Genomic DNA, 17,023 nt, shown 5'->3' on the forward strand with positions numbered 1-17,023 from the left:
ATAGTTTTGGCTCGATGCGCGCCTCTCCAAAAGCTGCCACTGCAATCCCTAATGCGAACTACGTCTATAATTTATAATACATATATAGTATAAAAACTTACTTCAAAAACTTTAAAATCATATTAATATTTTATTTTAGTGCAAAATTTAACACATGGCAAAAAAGTCGATTTTAAACAAAAAATCATTAGAATTTTTAGAGGCATATTTAAATAATGCAGCACCTACGGGATATGAGTGGGATGGGCAAAAACTATGGATGGATTACCTGAAACCTTACGTAGATGAGTTTATTACAGATACCTACGGTACGGCAGTTGGGGTTATTAATCCAAAAGCTAAATATAAGGTTGTTATAGAGGGACATGCTGATGAAATTTCTTGGTATGTTAATTATATTTCGGATGACGGACTTATCTACGTTATTAGAAATGGTGGAAGTGACCACCAAATAGCACCGAGTAAGGTTGTAAATATCCATACCAAAGAAGGTATTGTAAAAGGTGTTTTTGGGTGGCCGGCGATACATACTAGAAATAGAGCTAAAGAGGAGCCGCCAAAACCTGATAATATTTTTATTGATTGCGGTTGTGCAAACAAAGAAGAAGTTGAAAAATTAGGCGTACATGTGGGGTGTGTTATAACTTACCCAGACGAATTTCATATATTAAATGACGATAAGTTTGTATGTCGCGCTATAGATAACCGTATGGGCGGTTTTATGATAGCAGAAGTGGCACGTTTATTAAAAGAAAATAAAAAGAAGTTACCTTTTGGTTTATACATTACCAATGCGGTACAGGAAGAAATAGGCTTACGTGGTGCACAGATGATTACTGAAACAATTAAACCCAACGTAGCCATTGTTACCGATGTAACGCATGATACTACAACCCCGATGATAGAAAAGAAAAAAGAAGGACATCTAGAAATAGGGAAGGGGCCAGTTGTAGCTTATGCGCCAGCAGTACAGCAAAAACTTAGAGATTTAATTATTGATACTGCTGAAGAAAAGAAAATACCTTTTCAACGTTCGGCATTATCTAGAGCTACAGGAACAGATACGGATGCTTTCGCATATAGTAATGGAGGGGTAGCATCTGCATTAATTTCATTACCATTACGTTACATGCATACCACAGTAGAAATGGTGCATAAAGCCGATGTGGAAAACGTGATTAAATTAATTTACGAGTCGCTTCTAAACATAAAAGAAGGCGAAAGTTTTAGCTATTTTGATTAGCTGAAAAATTAAGTTAAATTAAAAAACATTTATCTTGTTTAATAGTTACAGCTATTTTATATTTGCACCGCTTTTAAATAAATTATTATTTAAAATGTCAATGGTCGCGTAGCTCAGCTGGATAGAGCATCTGCCTTCTAAGCAGACGGTCACAGGTTCGAATCCTGTCGCGATCACGAATAAATAGTCCAAATAAAAAAACGCCAAGTATACTTGAGCGTTTTTTTATTTGGACTATTTTCAAAGCGGAGCTTTTCAGGATGCACGAAGTGAATCCTGTTCGTGATTTTCATTAGTTTAAAACGGACTAATAGCCTGATAGTTTTGTTGCTATTCTTGTTTTTCTTTATAGATAGCTTTCCAGAATGCACGAAGTGAATCCTGTTTGTGATCTTCATTGGTTAAAAACGACTGAACATATAATCGTGTTATTGCAATTGATGTTTTTAAACAAATCTCAACGCTCATTCTGCATATAAACTGTGACTATTTATTGCTGTGACAAACATACATCAATTACCACTTTAGAAGGGATTTAATATGCCTCCAATTTACTATGTACTTTATCAATTTCTTTATCAATATACGCTTGTGCATAATGTACATATCTGTTAAAGGAGTTACTGGCATAGCTATGTCCACTAATTTTTCTAACCAAATGTTCTGGCATGCCTAATATTAGTAGTGTGGTTATTGCAGTACGTCTCATCATGTGCGAACTCATTTTATCACAAAAGCGTATTTGCTTTACGTTTTTATGTAGCATTTTAGTTTTGCCTTGACGCTCACGTGTCATTGCTATCGGGGTTGTAAAACCAGCTTTCTCTCCAATTAATTTTAGATTTCTATTAAAAACAAATAAGCTAATGGGTTTAAAAACAGGTATTTTTGAGGATTTAGATTTATATGTTTTGTAAATCTCTATGGCATATTCTGGAAGTTTAATAAAACTATAGGTTTTTGTTTTTTGAGATTTTATTTTTAAGTACCAATCGTTATTTTGCTGTTCAAAGTTTTTATTGGTTAAATTAAAAATATCAGAAAAGCGTAAGCCCGTAGTACATCCAAACACAAAAATGTCTTTAATACGCCTTATGGCTGGGGTTAAACTATTTTCAAACTCGGTATCATGTATTAAAAATTTTAGTTGCTCTGGCGATAATACTAAAATATCTACATCTTCTTTTCTTACATAAAATAGATGTTGAAAGTCGCCAGTAGGGAAGTCCCTATCGTACTTTAAATAGTTAAAAAAGGTGCGTATTAGCTTTATATTGGCACCTACATAATTATCAAAACATCCATTTTTATACATGTAATCGGTAAAGCTTTTATAAAACTTTTTCCAATAGTTTTTCTCTGATCGTAATTCGCGTTTGTTTAATTTAGATGCATCGCAGATACGCAATTCATAACCTGTATCAATACTGAATTTCTGTAGGTTATTAAACGTGTATTTATAATTATTTATAGAACCTTTTGTTATTCTTTCTCCGTTTTTCTTCAGGCGTTTTCCTGTTTCGCTATCACGAATAAACTGTTTAAATAATGGGAGTAGGAGTGTGGTTTTTTTCATGTGCTATAACCTTATGATGGTTTATAGCGTATAAATCTACATGAAAAAAATCAATGGGTATAGATTGTAGGTAAAGTTGTTTATGAGAGATTTCTTTTCTTACTCTTACTTACACTAAGCTCAGCTTAGCGGTAGCTGGGCATATTTTTAGAGGTATATTATTTGATCTTTTTGAGAGGATGTTGATGTGTGTTAAAGACAGAATAAACAAAAATTGTATCTTTTATTTTCTAATAAATAATCACAAATGGAAATCGTTTCAAAGGTAGTTCCCTAAATACTGGTTTTCGCTTTATGGAAAAATCTGCATTTCCATTCCTTAAAGTTTCAAAATAACCTTCCAGATAATTATAAAATTCTTGTCCTAAACCTAATTGCTTAGATTCATACCAGTCAATCGCATCATAAATTTCAATTTCAGCTTCTGGCTCAATAACAATTTAGAACCCATACTTCTTTTTAATCCCGCTTTTTACATCATCCCAACTTTTACCTTTTGTTTCTCCCACTTGATGTTTTCTTCTGCGTTCTTCAACGATTTTATAATGTTCTTCTGGAACTACTGATGATGATTCTACTGCATTAATAGAATCAAAGATACCATCCAAAGTCATTAACTTTGAATCATCTTTAATAATCCTGTTAAAACGCTTTATCAAACTATTTCTTAATTCTATTTCTGCCATAATTACTAATATACGAATTATTAAATTCTCATTATTTATTGCTTCACAAATCATACCTAAAACACCATGCTTTCCATCGGATGATGACATTCCAGCTTTTTCTGTAAATCATCAATACTTTTAAAATGATATGGCAGCATACTGATTACATACTTGTAACCATCTAAATACTGTGCTTCACGTCATTCCAATTTCTTTATCCATATATTGACTTTAAAACTAAAAAAGCCTTTACGTTGCCGTAAAAGCTATTCTTTATTTCTTATTCTTGTCCCAATCTTTACCGCCACTAGCAAATGCTAGCGGCATCCTTTAGAATTTTCTAATTCAAAACAATCTCTTTATGCAATGTAATGGAGTTGTTTTTTGTAAAATTTTCGGGTCTCTCACCTGTAGAATTAAATTGCAATGCCAAAATCATCTTTTCTGTACTTATGAACTCTATTATTCCTTTAATCCTCTCTTGCTCTTTATTGGTCTTAATTGTAGAAATTATTAAATCAATCTCAATTGGATTTTTGCTATAATCTACTTGATATTCCATCTTAACTTTTTCTTGTTTTCTATAAGACTCTTTACCCCCTAAAACTTTACCATTAATTTCAAAACTAGCATAACCTTCTTTGTCCAATATTAAATAACCTATATCATGGTTGTCTTTTCCCATCCATTTTCCAATATGTTGTCTATTGTTTATTAAGGTATAAGAGTTTAATAAAAAGCTGAATAGTACGAATATGAAAACTTTAATTGATTTCATTTATTTTTTTGATTAATTCCACAAGTGTTTTATCTTCTTTTTCAGAATAATAAATAAAATAATCGAAATGACTAACAAAATTCAATATTTTGCCTGAGTATTCTTTCCAGACACGATATTTTGATAAAAAACCACCCTTTTTTAGACTTTTTCTTTTAAAAACATCACATAAATCTTTGAATTGAACAGTACTCTGTGTTTTCAAAAATAATACATCATTATCATTAAAAATAATCTCGTTTATCATTAAAACAAACTCTTCATTAAACTCAGATTCAATTAATAACGAACCTTTATACTCAAATTTATTTATAATATTAAGTGATACTAAATTATTAAGTCTATGACCTCCAGAAATTACTAAAAATATTTTATCATTTAACTTAAAAAAGTTGTCTAGTACAAACTTATAAAAGAATCTTTTATCACCTTCATTAATGAAACACTCTTTAGTATCATACTCAATAAAGTGTGAATATATTTTTTCATTTTGTATTTGTTGCGAAAATAAGCTTATCTCCATATTAATCAATATTTCCTAAATCTCTTCCTTTTTTGGCTGTACATTTTTTAAAATCCCGTAACAGTTCCATCGGCTCTTGGTTACTTGACCTGAATATAAAATGGACATGGCTTGGCATAAAGCAATAGCTGTACAATTCCATTCCTTTTTCTGCTCTGCAATAGCCTACGCTATCCGCCAAAACATCAAAATAGACTAGTCTTGTAAATACGTCAATCCAATTTACGGTGGTAAACGAAACAAAATACAGACCTTGCCTGTTGTAAAATTTATACTTTCTGCTCATAGCCACAAAATACGAAACTTGTGCTGGGTTTATGGAAGTAAGCCATGATTTAACACCATGGCTATTTATTCTATTTCTAGCGCTCGTTTGCAACGAGTGCTATTGTTTACCGCTACTCATTATCGGCACCCGACACAGTCGAGCGCTAGCGGGGGATTAATTATATCCTCTATTTGCCAAACTTGTCTTCACCGTCACACCAACATACTTTCCAAATTTTTCTGCTACTTTCTTTAAATCATTTAAAAACTGTGGCTTTAAATTAGCCACTGAGATTTCCTTTTCATTTAATGTGGCTAATTCTTGCTGGGAATAATATTTAATAATCAGAGCTTCTACTTCATTACTAAATTTTAGTGTATTAATTTGTGTTTTAATCTCGCTCCATACTTTCTGAGGAACATTAGGGCTTAATTCTTTATAAATTTCAAATATTTTTTCTGTAATTAGCTTACTTTGTTCCGCTACACCTATTTTTTTTGCTAAAATAGACGATTCTTTTTGAGCATAATTATTCAAACTAAAAAGAAGTAAAATAGTAAAAAGTATTTTTTTCATTATTATTCTAAATTTGGATACTTGTTTTTATCAATTGGGGATTTTATTATTTCTATTTCTGAAAAACCATTTAACTTCTTTTTAAATAGTTCAAATAAGAAGCTATTGATTCTAACTCCTTCAAAGCTGTCTTCAAAAACAATTTTCTGTTTAAATTGCAACCAGAATAATTCTTGATTTTCAGAACCATATTTTTTTCCTCCATTATCCATTAAAACAATTCTAAATCCTAAAAAATCTGGAATAAAAACCGCTTCAAATTCGTCTCTGATTTTTAATTCTTTTCCTCCAAATTGAAGATTATTAAATATTTTTTCAGAAACTATACTAGCAAGCTCATCTAAAGGAAGTGTGGAAAGAATACATAGATTTCCAGATATATTAACACGGTCAATTACGTCTATCATAATTTTTAAATTTATTCTATAATCTCTACAGGGTCTTTGGTCAAATCCATTTTCTTAAATTGTTCTTTAGTATAAACTCTAATTGAAAACTCATCTCTCATTCCCTCAAATTTATTTGCAAGCTCCTTTTTCAACTTATCAATTTGTCCTTCCAAACCAGGAATTTCCGCTAAATCTCTCCATTTAACATTTCCACCATTTTCTTCTATCATTTTAGCTAATTTATCACTTACAACAAAAGCATCGATATCAAAGTCATCTGGCATAAAATTACCCCCTCCTTTATCAATATGTTTTTTACCTCTAGCTAATGACCCACGATATCCAAACTTGGCATCACCATCTAATTTCTTTATAAGAGACATAATTTTAGATTTACCCATTACTCTTTTCGCCTCACTTCGTATACCCCTAATTATCATATCACATAGCCCACTATTATGAACTAACACGTTGAGTTCAGTGATGTAATAAGTATGATTATCTTCTACTTCAATATTAAAGACTTCGTGAATTTCATCCAAGTATAATATTTGGGTAATTGGTAATGTTTTTCCGTTTGATAGTGTTAATAAATCTCCAACCTCTAAATCACTTACTTTTACCCATTTACCATCTACATAAAATGGATGGTCCTCAGTTGCTTCTATCAATACATCTTCGAAATAGATTTTATATATATGGTCTCTTTCAAATTTAAATGTATTAGTAACAGGTTTTACTTCTATTTCTTTGGTTTCTTCATTAAAAGTGTACACTAAATCACCCACTTTTATTTCCTCGATACTTTTGTAGCCTGATTCGGTCATTACCCTTGTGCCAGCAGAAAAACATCCACAAGGATTTAAATTAATCTGCTTATAGAACTTAAGAAGCTTTCCTATACCATACTTTGCAATTAAATCCCCAGCTTTATCTCCTATTAATGAAGAGATACCTCCTTTAACTCCAGCCATTACAAATCCTTCTGTTGTCCAATCGTCTGTAGTAAAAGAGTAAGTAAGCATGTCCCAACCAGCAGAGGCCGCTATTTTAGCTTTTTTACCAGGTATAATGGCTTCACTACTGGAGCCTGCAGCTGCCCACCAATCTATTTCTATATCATCCCAATCTTTTCCTCCTATATAATGTTCAATAGCAGCTTGAATGGCAACATCAATAGCAACATATAGGGCAGCCTCTCCTAACTTTTTTAATAGCCAAATTACAATTGGAGCAATATCTCCATTAGGGTCATTTTTCCATTGTGGACTATTATCAAAAGCCGAATATGGACTTTGCCATGGCTGGTCTCTATATTTAGGGTCAACGGTTTTCCATCTACCTAACCTAGGGTCATATTGTCTAAAATGAGAAGTATAACTATTTCCTTCACCAGAAACTTCATCATCTTTTTCCATACCGTTAAAGCCATACCTATAAGAATCCGCACTACCACTTCGATTGGGCAGCAGCATTCCAAAGGGATAGTAATCAAAATAGCTATAAAGCCAGTAATAATAAGAACGTATTGGTTTTTTTAAAACCTAAAAAATGCTAAATCGTGTAATTTTTGGCTGTTTTTAGAGCCAAAAAACACTCGAAAATCATAATCTAAAAATATAAAAATTTCCTTACCATTTATCGATGCTTTTAAAAGTTCGCTAAAATTTAATGATATACCCTAATATAATTAAGGCAAAACCTTATCGCTAATTTTTAGTGCCTTAATAAATTAGTATTTTAAATACACTATAGCTTTGACAAACTATTTATTAATTGAAAAGGATCCTAAAATAATTAATAAAATTACCGGAATTCTTGATGATTTCCCTGAGTTTAATTGTATTGGGCATTCGCACAATTATGAGCAATCTATGGATGTAGTGTTACGGGAAATGCCAGATTTAATTTTTGTTAATATAGACGAGGTTAAAGATGCCCCTTTTGGACTGGTAAACGAGCTAAAGCAGTATTTAAAAACTGATACGGAATTTATTGCCATTTCAGCTTCCAAAGAAAAAACATATGATGCTATTAAAATTGGTTTTTTCGACTACTTACTGAGTCCCATCAATGGTTTAGATACACGAAAAGCAGTAATTAAATATAAAAAAAAACGCCCTACTAAAGCACATAGAACCATATGCTTAAAATCTTATAAGGATTATAAATATTTAAATGTTGATGAGATTTTATTTCTAAGGGCAGACAATAACACTACAGATTTTCATATGAATGATGGCAGTGTAATTAATTCTTTTAAAACGCTAAAGACATTCGAGGCTATCTTACCAAGCAATTTTTTAAGGGTACATAAAAGTTATATAATAAATTCTAATTATGTGTCTAGGGTTAACTACGGTAATTCTAAATGTACATTAAAACGGCACAAACACAATGTGCCATTTACCAAAACCTATAAAAATAATGTAGAGTATATGATTAATTATTTATCCCCCATAGCTTCCGCTTAACGGGAAAAGTAATTTCACTCTTAAAAACAGGTGTTTTACCCATACAACTATAATGTTCACTCAACGAAAAGTTAATGTATTGGTAATTTTTAATTAGTTTAATATATTTACTTTTAAGTAAGAATTGACAATTTTAAACAAAAGAAAATATCTAAAACAGTAAAGCGTTTACTTATATATAAAAATGAATTTTCGTCCCCATATCTATCATTTTTAATCTAGACAAACCATAAAACATACTAGAACATGAAGAACACCATTAGAGTTTTAATTATCGAGGACGAACCTTTAATTATTAATGTTTATGAGCGTACTTTGTTAAAAATTGCTGCTAAAGATAAGTCTTTATCTTTCGATATCCAATCAGCTGTAAATTGTGATAAGGCTATTTTAAAGCTTGATAGACTAGGAAAAAATGAAGCTTTTGATATTATTTTTTTAGATATGAGAATACCGGAATCTAAATGTGGTAAGATATTATGTGGAGAAGATTTGGGTCTCAAAATTAAAAACAAGTTTAAAAACACTAAAGTTGTTGTTTCAACATCTTATGATGATGCTTACAGAATATATAGCATTTTAAAAAATCTAGACCCAGACGGTCTTTTGGTTAAAAAAGACTTGACCACTCCAGTATTGTTAGAGGCTATTGAAAAAATTGTTATTGAACCTCCGTTTTATAGCCATACTGTAATGAAGCTTTTTAGAAAACAATCTACTAACGATTTCTTTGTGGATAATATAGACCGTAAAATGCTTTATGAATTGGCAAATGGCACAAAAATGAATGAACTACCACAAGTCTTACCTCTGTCTATTGCTGCTTTAGAACGTAGAAAACGCATATTAAAAGATGTGTTTAATGTGCATGGCAAAGGTGACAGGGCCCTATTGGTCTCAGCTAGAGAGCGAGGTTTTATATAAACTAAACATAACGCTTTAACAAGGTAATACCTTAATTATTATAAGTCGCTACCCTAGTAGGTAAGATGACAATATTTGTACGTTTAATAGTAAGTTTTAATAGAAGCATTTAGGCTTTTTTAAAAGCTTACAATAATTTATCCCCATTGCATAATAACCATAAATATAGCATTTTAAAAACCCGTTACCTTAGGGGATCTTCCTTGGTAAATGCCATTTTCATATGCGTTATTATCTCAATATTTTGTGGTTGTATTGTTTTACTCTCCCATTATCAAAATATATTAAACAACAAGCTTTATGCCCAAGAGGATTTAATACACAGAAATGATTCTTCATTTAATTATTTACTTAATAATGTTGAATCCTTATTAAATACCAAAAGTGGGACTATTGATGTGTTTAGTGATGGATTAGCATCTTACATTGAAAAAAAGCATTGGGGTTTTTATGACATTTTAGTATGTAAAACTGGGGTTGGCAATGATACGGTTTCTAAAATAGCCCTAGTGGGACAAAAAGACAATGCAAAAAATAAATTAGCGCTATATGTAACAGATTATGATAAACCCCTAAAGCTATCTGGCAACACAAAAATATTAGGAGCTATGGAAATTCCTAATGCACGTACAGAGACTGCATATATAAATGGACAAAAAGGCAACAACATTAAGCTTAAAGGTAAACAGCGAAAGTCTCAGGATCGGCTTCCTAAAATAAAGAAAGACATTTTTGTTAATGTTTTAAAATCAAAACCAATTCCATTAGATCAATTTGACAAAGACGCTGTTATTGTAAATGGCTTTGATGTGCCAACCAAAGTTATAGAATCTACCGGAAGTGAAGTGCTTACTAACATTACGTGTAAAGGTAATATTATTTTGTTGTCTAAACACAAGCTTACTATATCCAGTACAGCCCATTTAAATGATGTAATGGTATCTGCCCCATTTGTGCATGTAGCTAACGGATTTAAAGGTAATATTCAAATTATTGCTACAGATAGTGTTAAGATAGATGAGGATGTGCAACTGAAATACCCCTCTAGTATATATATTAAAAACGATGCAATAGCAACAGTAAGAGTAGGTAAAAACACTATAGTAGCTGGTGGTATTGTTATTGATGGTGATGCTTTTAATAGTGCGTTACATCGCAACTTACATATAGCGGAGAATGCTACAGTAATAGGCAATATATATTGTTATGGAAATACGGAGTTGAAAGGTAAGGTTATAGGTAGTGTTTACACAGATAAGTTTTTCTTAAAAACAAAAACTTCAAATTACGAGAATGTTATTTTAAATAGTGTTATAAACAGGGACAGTTTACCAGAAAACTTTATAGAGTTACCATTATTTGACAATACCACTAATAATAAAAGAGCTTATGCAGTCATTAAAGAATTTTAATACGCTAAAAGCTTCATCTGTAATGGAATCTGTAATTGCAATTTCTATAATTTCGGTATGTGCTCTTGTGGCTTTTACGGTTTATTTAAATGTAATACGTCAACATCGATCAATTAACTATTTTAATGCAAAACACAATATCAGTCGTTTAATTAAAGAAACCGTTGAACAAAAAGACTACAGCAACAGTACCTATACGTTTAAAAGGTATACCATAGATAAAAGTGTTGAAATAAATAAAGCAGACCAAACCGCCACGCTAACCTTTACATTTAAAACAGGACATAATACTGATATAATCCATAAAATTATCCCCTATGAAGAATAAAACGCTTAAGGGGTTTACAATTTTAGAGGCGCTAATTAGCTTGATGTTAATGAGTATAATCATTACCCTTACATATGCCTTGTTTAGTTTAACAGAAAAACAACTATCACTTTTTAAACAGGAAAATTTTGAGGTATTGGAATACAATTTATTCAATTCAACTTTATTGAGAGATATCGAAAAATCTACACGATTTGAACATACAGAACATGAATTATTTATAGAAAATTACGATGCCTCTACCATACATTACAGCATAAACAAGCAATATATATTGAGACAAAATGATGTTAAGGTTGATACATTTAATTTAAAAGTTATTGATTTTGGTATCTCTGATAGTAATGATGCAGATGCCACAGTTTTATTAACATTAGATATTCTTAATGATACCATAAACGCAAATTATTTTTTTAAGAAAGATAATTCAGAATTAATAAATGCCACCTTTTTTAATGAAGATTGATACGGTTACATATAACAAACCTAAAAAAAAGGATGCTTTAAAATTCGACACGAATTTATCTGGGCCTATTTTAAAAAGGTTTTCAGATAAACAAAAAGAGGATTTTTACAGAGAGTTTTCTACACTAATTAAATCTGGAGTGGATTTTAACAAGGCATTATCAATTTTAACCCATCAGCAAAAATCAAAATTCATAAGTTCTATTTACAAGAAAATTAATGCCGATGTGGTAAAAGGTAAATCATTACACGAAGCCATTAAGGATTATAAATATTTTTCTGCTTATGAGTATTATAGTATAAAAATAGGAGAAGATACTAGGAGACTACCCGATATTTTTGATCAATTGCAAAAGTTCTTTTCAAGAAAAATTAAAATGAAGCGTCAAGTAGTATCAGTACTGGCATACCCCATTTTTGTTTTAGTTATTACGTTTGCAGTACTATACTTTATGTTAAATTTTGTTGTACCAATGTTTGCTTCGGTATTTCAACAATTTGGTAAAGATTTACCAGAGATTACACAATTCGTAGTAAGTGTTTCTAATAACTTCAACACTATTTTATGTGTTGTATTAGGCTTTTGTTTAGCATTATATGTTGGCCATAGAATGTTAAAAATTAATAGTAAATATCAAAACATTACATCAAAAATACTATTAAAGCTACCCTATTTTGGGAGTTTGATTAGAAAGGTATACTTAGCCAGATTCTGCCAGTCCTTTAGTTTGCTTTTGTCGGCTAAAACACCACTTATTACAGCACTTGAGCTTACTGAGAAAATGATTTCTTTTTACCCACTAAAGTCGGCTATCTCTCTAGCAAAAAAGGATGTAATGAAAGGGGAAACATTATCCTCCAGTCTTAAAAAAAGTTCATTTTTTACGCCCAAAATTATTTCACTAACCTCTATAGGAGAAGAGATTAATGAGTTAGATACAATGTATGATGGCTTGGCAAATCAGTACAACGAAGAAGTAGATCATGCTACAAAAATGATAGGTACCATTTTAGAGCCTTTAATGATTGTAGTAATTGGTGGGATTGTTGGTTTTATTATGATAGCAATGTACTCTCCCATTTTTAATTTAAGCAAGGTTATAGAAAGTTAAACATAAATAGTAAATCGTTTTAGACAATGAAAACTAAACATAGAAACAAAAATAAATTACACTTAAAAGCCTATTCAATGTCAGAAATTTTAATAGTACTCTGCATTATCGGAATTCTAATTTATTTGGTAGTACCCAACCAAACATCTGTAGTTACAAGTGCAAAGTCAATTGAGGCACAAAATATGTTAAGCATGATTCATGGTTTGGAGAAAAGTCACTTTTACCGTCATTCCAAATACACCGCAGATTTTAATGAACTAGGTTTTGAAGAAGCGCTTACCATAGATAAAGGAGGTCAGGCTGTTTATAAAATAGAAATTACAGAAGCATCGCTAAATACGTTTAAAGCTACAGCTACCGCTTTACAGGATTTTGATGGCGATGGTGTGTACAATACATGGGAAATTAATCAAGATAGAATTTTAAAGGAAATAGTTAAAGACTAATAATACATGCTTATTACACTAAACATATTATTAATTATTGTTTTGGCGATTATTCTCTATCAAGATTTCATGATGAGAACCATTCATGTGAGTTTGCCATTAGGGGTATTCCTCATTGCACTTACAGTGAATCTTATATCCAATGATTTTAGCGTTTACCAAATGCTGTACAATTTGGCATTTATAACAATAAATATATTGGGGCTAACATTATACTTTTCGTTAAAACATAAAACTTTAGTCAACCCTATAGATTCCTTTATAGGCATGGGTGATATTGCATTTTTCCTTGCCATTACCCCATTATTTCACTTAAAACCCTTTATACTTTTTTTTATTGTAGGGTTAGTGTTTTCCTTAATGGTTCATGGTGTTTTGCTTTTGTTTAAAAAGGTAAAAACAATTCCTCTAGCAGGGTATTTGGCACTATTTCTAGCGATAAACATTGTCGCAAATAACCTACTGAAAATTAATATAAAGTTGTAGATGGATATAGGTAACATTGAACATATAAATTTAAGTGTAGATTTACAACAAGCCATTGATGCAGATATGGCTAACCATTTCTCAATCGTACCAAAAGAAATCACTAACGATACCTACGTTTTCTATTTTGATGCATCTAAACTATCAGAAAAAGAGTCCATAAAAGAAGAGTTAAAACTCATTTTTAATAAAGCCATTATTTTAGAGGAGATCGACTCGTCATTGATAAAGAGAGCACTTTCCGTTTACTACAGAAAAAGTAATGAAGGTCCGAGATTGGTGTCTTATAAAAATGATTTTTTAGAAGATTTGATTTTTGAGGCTAAAAATATAAATGCCAGTGATATACATATAGAAATATACGAAGACGATGTGCGTGTAAGACTTCGCGTAGATGGGCATCTTATTGAAAAAAACCACATTAAAAAAGACAACTATTTAGAGTTGATAAATCAAATAAAAATTAAGTCTAATCTGGATATCACAGAAAAACGACTCCCCCAAGATGGCAGGATTGAATATGATGATTTTGATGTAAGGGTGTCCATACTACCAACCCACCATGGCGAAAAAGTAGTTATGCGGATATTAGGAAGAGATGCATCACATTTAAATATTAATAAGCTTGGACTTGAACAAGACGATATAGCACTGTATATAGAAGCAGTTAAAAAACCTAACGGTATTGTACTTATTAGTGGACCAACAGGATCTGGAAAAACAACTACTCTCTATGCGACATTAAAACACCTTAACAATGTAAAACGCAATATAGTAACAGTAGAAGATCCTATTGAATATACATTAAAAGGTATTAATCAAGTACAACTAAAAGAAGATATAGGGCTTACGTTTACATCGGCGCTACGTTCGTTTTTAAGGCAAGACCCAGATATTATAATGCTTGGGGAAATAAGGGATGCGAAAACAGCGCAAATGGCCATTCGAGCATCGTTAACAGGACATTTAGTGTTATCAACAATCCATACCAACTCAGCCGTAGGCACCATTTCTAGATTAATAGATATGGATATCCCTCCTTTTTTAATTGCTGAAACTATTAATATCTCGGTGGCACAACGCCTTTTAAGAGTGTTATGTGATACTTGTAAAAAAGAAGCCCCTTTTAATGCAAAGGACTTACCAAAATCGTTTAAACCAGAATACGCAATAGAGAAACACTATACTGCTGTAGGGTGCAATGAATGCTACCATACAGGTTACAAAGGGCGTACAGCAATTTATGAAATATTGCCAATTACACATGACGTGGCAAGCGCCATTAAAAACAATACCCTGCAGCAACTGGATAGTATTAAAGGAAAACAACTATCAGACAAAGCGTTTAGCCTATTATCTAAAGGTACTACCTCTTTAGATGAAATCTACCCCATACTCATTAACTCATAAACTATGTTAAACAGATTTATATATACTTTTTTCTTTTGCGTCCTATGTCATGTAGGTTTTGCCCAAACACCTGTTGATGTGTTTACTAAAAAGCTTGATGAACTAGCGAAAATAAAAGAAGGCTTGAATGATAATGTGAGAATTGATTTATCGGGATTAACCCTCTATGATTTTATAAATGCAATAGCAGAAGAGCATGAATTAAATGTAAGTGTAGATTCTAATTTAAATCAATTAGTCACCAGTAATTTTTATGATGTTAATATAAAAGATGTATTTCTTTTTTTAATCCAAAAGCATAACCTAGATGTTAAGGTTATCAACAACATTATGGTATTTAATAAAAAGAAAGAAGAGGTTATTAAAATTCAGCCAAAACCTTTAAAGAAAATAGATGTTAGCTATAACGAAAGCAATAATTTTTTATCTGTTAAATTAAAAAATGATTCCTTACCTAGGGTGGCACAAGCCATTACGGATATTTCTAAAAAAAATGTAGTATTAGCACCAGATGTAAAAGCAGAAAAAGTATCAGCATATATTTTAAACAGACCCTTTGATCAGGTACTGGAAATGATGGCTAAATCCAATAATTTGGTACTTACAGTTGATGAGCATGATAATTATTATTTAGAAAAAGATAACACACCTAAAGAAACTGCAAAACCAACTACACAAACCAGTAGAAGCAGAAGTAGACGAAGCGGTGCTTCTCAGAATAACAAACTCCCAAGTAATCAAGAAGGAAACTATGAAATTGAAGTTGATGCGCAAGGTTTTTTGGATATTAAAGCTTTTGATGCTGATGCTGCGTCCATAATTATGGACGTAGCAGAAAAATTAAATATTAACTATTTCATGTATAATACTCCAGCTGATGTTAGTACAACATTAATGGCTAAGGGTATTACATTTGATAATTTGTTAAATCACCTATTCACTGGCGAGAATTATACCTATAAGAAAACTGGCGACTTGTATTTAATAGGTGAGCATGCAACACAAGGTTTACGAACAACAGAACTCATCCAATTAGAAAACAGAACTATTGAGACAGTTTTGGCAACGTTACCTTCTAATTTAACCCAAGGGCTTGAAATTAAAGAGTTTATTGAACTTAATGGATTTGTAGTTTCTGGATCTAAAATCCATATTCAAGAGTTCAAGGATTATATTTATGAAATTGATTTGGTGGTACCTGTAATACAAATAGAGGTTATTATCGTGCAATATCAGAAATCTTATGAAATACAAACAGGCTTACAGGCCGGTCTTAATAATGAAGCAGGAGCTGAAACCTCTGGTGTGTTGTTTCCCTCTAGTGATGTTGCGCTTAACGCAACATCAGTTAATGGCTTAATTGATGCGTTTAATGGGTTAGGTATTATTAATTTGGGCAAAGTATCAGAGCGGTTTTATTTAAACTTAAAAGCTCTAGAAAATAACTCATTAATAAAACTATCCTCAACACCTAAACTGGTTACCCTAAACGGACATGATGCCACATCCTCAATAGGTGAGACAAATTATTATTTTGAGCAGAACAATAGATTGATTAACTCTGGAATAAACAACAACATTCTACAATCTGGAACTTGGAAATCAACCGAAGCTAATTTAAGTATTAGTATAAAACCCTTCGTTTCAAAGGATGAAAATGTAACATTAACCATTAGTGTAGAAAAAAGTTCGTTTTTAGGAAGAGCTGGAGAAAATGCACCTCCAGGAAAGTCTACTCAAAAATTTGAATCCTTAGTTAGAGTTAGAAATAATGAAATGGTTTTACTTGGTGGTTTAGATGAATTGGAAAATGAAAACTCTGGTACAGGCACGCCATTAATGTCTAGGATACCAATTATAAAATGGTTGTTTAGTGGCAGAACAAAACGTAAAGAAAAATCAAAATTACACATCTTTATTAAACCAACAGTAACCTATTAAG

19 protein-coding genes and 1 tRNA gene are annotated in these 17,023 nt (G+C 31.5%); 12 read left to right on the plus strand and 8 right to left on the minus strand.

The window, feature by feature from the left end; translation table 11 throughout:
* Positions 1 to 154: 154 nt before the first annotated feature.
* Together JS605_RS13045 and JS605_RS13050 are read left to right on the plus strand one after the other, a co-directional pair.
* Positions 155 to 1,243: a M42 family metallopeptidase gene (locus JS605_RS13045; RefSeq protein WP_203258165.1), complete on the plus strand. Its 1,089-nt coding sequence runs from the start codon at positions 155 to 157 to the stop codon at positions 1,241 to 1,243.
* 102 nt (positions 1,244 to 1,345) lie between these two features.
* Positions 1,346 to 1,419, plus strand: a tRNA-Arg gene (locus JS605_RS13050).
* Between the two features lie 359 nt (positions 1,420 to 1,778).
* On the opposite strand, the gene JS605_RS13055 is transcribed toward JS605_RS13050, so the two are convergent.
* The 8 genes from JS605_RS13055 to JS605_RS17700 form a co-directional block, all read right to left on the minus strand.
* Positions 1,779 to 2,819: a tyrosine-type recombinase/integrase gene (locus JS605_RS13055; protein WP_203258166.1), complete on the minus strand. Its 1,041-nt coding sequence runs from the start codon at positions 2,817 to 2,819 to the stop codon at positions 1,779 to 1,781.
* Positions 2,820 to 3,259: 440 nt separating this feature from the next.
* Entirely contained in the window at positions 3,260 to 3,595 is a 336-nt protein-coding gene (locus tag JS605_RS13060; RefSeq protein ID WP_203258167.1) for an addiction module protein, read from the minus strand.
* 232 nt (positions 3,596 to 3,827) lie between these two features.
* On the minus strand, positions 3,828 to 4,265 hold the full coding sequence (locus JS605_RS13065; RefSeq protein ID WP_203258168.1) for a hypothetical protein: 438 nt from the start codon (positions 4,263 to 4,265) through the stop codon (positions 3,828 to 3,830).
* Positions 4,252 to 4,788, minus strand: coding sequence for a hypothetical protein (locus tag JS605_RS13070; protein WP_203258169.1), 537 nt, complete (start codon positions 4,786 to 4,788; stop codon positions 4,252 to 4,254). The genes JS605_RS13065 and JS605_RS13070 overlap by 14 nt, the downstream gene beginning before the upstream one ends.
* Before the next feature lies 1 nt (position 4,789).
* Positions 4,790 to 5,167, minus strand: coding sequence for a transposase (locus JS605_RS13075; protein ID WP_203258170.1), 378 nt, complete (start codon positions 5,165 to 5,167; stop codon positions 4,790 to 4,792).
* A gap of 63 nt (positions 5,168 to 5,230) precedes the next feature.
* Positions 5,231 to 5,632, minus strand: coding sequence for a hypothetical protein (locus JS605_RS13080; protein ID WP_203258171.1), 402 nt, complete (start codon positions 5,630 to 5,632; stop codon positions 5,231 to 5,233).
* A 2-nt stretch (positions 5,633 to 5,634) separates the two neighbouring features.
* Positions 5,635 to 6,039, minus strand: coding sequence for a hypothetical protein (locus JS605_RS13085; RefSeq protein ID WP_203258172.1), 405 nt, complete (start codon positions 6,037 to 6,039; stop codon positions 5,635 to 5,637).
* An 11-nt stretch (positions 6,040 to 6,050) separates the two neighbouring features.
* On the minus strand, positions 6,051 to 7,550 hold the full coding sequence (locus tag JS605_RS17700; RefSeq protein WP_317194157.1) for a polymorphic toxin-type HINT domain-containing protein: 1,500 nt from the start codon (positions 7,548 to 7,550) through the stop codon (positions 6,051 to 6,053).
* A 228-nt stretch (positions 7,551 to 7,778) separates the two neighbouring features.
* On the opposite strand from JS605_RS17700, the gene JS605_RS13095 reads away from it, so the two are divergent.
* The 10 genes from JS605_RS13095 (at position 7,779) to JS605_RS13140 (ending at position 17,022) form a co-directional block, all read left to right on the plus strand.
* Complete coding sequence (locus tag JS605_RS13095) at positions 7,779 to 8,495, plus strand: LytR/AlgR family response regulator transcription factor (protein ID WP_203258174.1); 717 nt, start codon at positions 7,779 to 7,781, stop codon at positions 8,493 to 8,495.
* 246 nt (positions 8,496 to 8,741) lie between these two features.
* A complete protein-coding gene (locus JS605_RS13100) occupies positions 8,742 to 9,419 on the plus strand; it encodes a response regulator (RefSeq protein WP_203258175.1) in 678 nt (225 codons plus the stop codon).
* 146 nt (positions 9,420 to 9,565) lie between these two features.
* The gene (locus tag JS605_RS13105; RefSeq protein WP_203258176.1) at positions 9,566 to 10,831 is read left to right on the plus strand and encodes a bactofilin family protein; all 1,266 of its coding nucleotides are present in this window, start codon (positions 9,566 to 9,568) and stop codon (positions 10,829 to 10,831) included.
* A complete protein-coding gene (locus JS605_RS13110; RefSeq protein WP_203258177.1) occupies positions 10,809 to 11,159 on the plus strand; it encodes a hypothetical protein in 351 nt (116 codons plus the stop codon). Before JS605_RS13105 ends, JS605_RS13110 begins: the two co-directional genes overlap by 23 nt.
* Entirely contained in the window at positions 11,149 to 11,625 is a 477-nt protein-coding gene (locus tag JS605_RS13115; RefSeq protein ID WP_203258178.1) for a prepilin-type N-terminal cleavage/methylation domain-containing protein, read from the plus strand. The genes JS605_RS13110 and JS605_RS13115 overlap by 11 nt, the downstream gene beginning before the upstream one ends.
* A complete protein-coding gene (locus JS605_RS13120; protein WP_239000347.1) occupies positions 11,600 to 12,736 on the plus strand; it encodes a type II secretion system F family protein in 1,137 nt (378 codons plus the stop codon). The genes JS605_RS13115 and JS605_RS13120 overlap by 26 nt, the downstream gene beginning before the upstream one ends.
* A 77-nt stretch (positions 12,737 to 12,813) precedes the next feature.
* Positions 12,814 to 13,185, plus strand: coding sequence for a type IV pilin protein (locus tag JS605_RS13125; protein WP_239000348.1), 372 nt, complete (start codon positions 12,814 to 12,816; stop codon positions 13,183 to 13,185).
* Between the two features lie 6 nt (positions 13,186 to 13,191).
* The gene (locus JS605_RS13130; RefSeq protein ID WP_203258180.1) at positions 13,192 to 13,671 is read left to right on the plus strand and encodes a hypothetical protein; all 480 of its coding nucleotides are present in this window, start codon (positions 13,192 to 13,194) and stop codon (positions 13,669 to 13,671) included.
* Positions 13,672 to 15,081 (plus strand): GspE/PulE family protein, encoded by a 1,410-nt coding sequence (locus JS605_RS13135; protein WP_203258181.1) that lies wholly within the window; start codon positions 13,672 to 13,674, stop codon positions 15,079 to 15,081. It abuts the gene before it with no gap.
* Positions 15,082 to 15,084: 3 nt separating this feature from the next.
* Positions 15,085 to 17,022: a type II secretion system protein GspD gene (locus JS605_RS13140; RefSeq protein ID WP_203258182.1), complete on the plus strand. Its 1,938-nt coding sequence runs from the start codon at positions 15,085 to 15,087 to the stop codon at positions 17,020 to 17,022.
* Position 17,023: the final 1 nt, after the last annotated feature.

Source organism: Hyunsoonleella ulvae, from assembly GCF_016827605.1.
Lineage (GTDB): Bacteria > Bacteroidota > Bacteroidia > Flavobacteriales > Flavobacteriaceae > Jejuia > Jejuia ulvae.

What these genes read in the sequence shown, in the direction of transcription:
- JS605_RS13045 (WP_203258165.1), top strand. Translation starts at nt 155, where the DNA reads ATGGCAAAAAAGTCGATTTTAAACAAAAAATCATTAGAATTTTTAGAG.
- JS605_RS13055 (WP_203258166.1), bottom strand. Translation starts at nt 2,819, where the DNA reads ATGAAAAAAACCACACTCCTACTCCCATTATTTAAACAGTTTATTCGT.
- JS605_RS13060 (WP_203258167.1), bottom strand. Translation starts at nt 3,595, where the DNA reads ATGTCATCATCCGATGGAAAGCATGGTGTTTTAGGTATGATTTGTGAA.
- JS605_RS13065 (WP_203258168.1), bottom strand. Translation starts at nt 4,265, where the DNA reads ATGAAATCAATTAAAGTTTTCATATTCGTACTATTCAGCTTTTTATTA.
- JS605_RS13070 (WP_203258169.1), bottom strand. Translation starts at nt 4,788, where the DNA reads ATGGAGATAAGCTTATTTTCGCAACAAATACAAAATGAAAAAATATAT.
- JS605_RS13080 (WP_203258171.1), bottom strand. Translation starts at nt 5,632, where the DNA reads ATGAAAAAAATACTTTTTACTATTTTACTTCTTTTTAGTTTGAATAAT.
- JS605_RS13085 (WP_203258172.1), bottom strand. Translation starts at nt 6,039, where the DNA reads ATGATAGACGTAATTGACCGTGTTAATATATCTGGAAATCTATGTATT.
- JS605_RS13100 (WP_203258175.1), top strand. Translation starts at nt 8,742, where the DNA reads ATGAAGAACACCATTAGAGTTTTAATTATCGAGGACGAACCTTTAATT.
- JS605_RS13110 (WP_203258177.1), top strand. Translation starts at nt 10,809, where the DNA reads ATGCAGTCATTAAAGAATTTTAATACGCTAAAAGCTTCATCTGTAATG.
- JS605_RS13115 (WP_203258178.1), top strand. Translation starts at nt 11,149, where the DNA reads ATGAAGAATAAAACGCTTAAGGGGTTTACAATTTTAGAGGCGCTAATT.
- JS605_RS13120 (WP_239000347.1), top strand. Translation starts at nt 11,600, where the DNA reads ATGCCACCTTTTTTAATGAAGATTGATACGGTTACATATAACAAACCT.
- JS605_RS13125 (WP_239000348.1), top strand. Translation starts at nt 12,814, where the DNA reads ATGTCAGAAATTTTAATAGTACTCTGCATTATCGGAATTCTAATTTAT.
- JS605_RS13130 (WP_203258180.1), top strand. Translation starts at nt 13,192, where the DNA reads ATGCTTATTACACTAAACATATTATTAATTATTGTTTTGGCGATTATT.
- JS605_RS13135 (WP_203258181.1), top strand. Translation starts at nt 13,672, where the DNA reads ATGGATATAGGTAACATTGAACATATAAATTTAAGTGTAGATTTACAA.
- JS605_RS13140 (WP_203258182.1), top strand. Translation starts at nt 15,085, where the DNA reads ATGTTAAACAGATTTATATATACTTTTTTCTTTTGCGTCCTATGTCAT.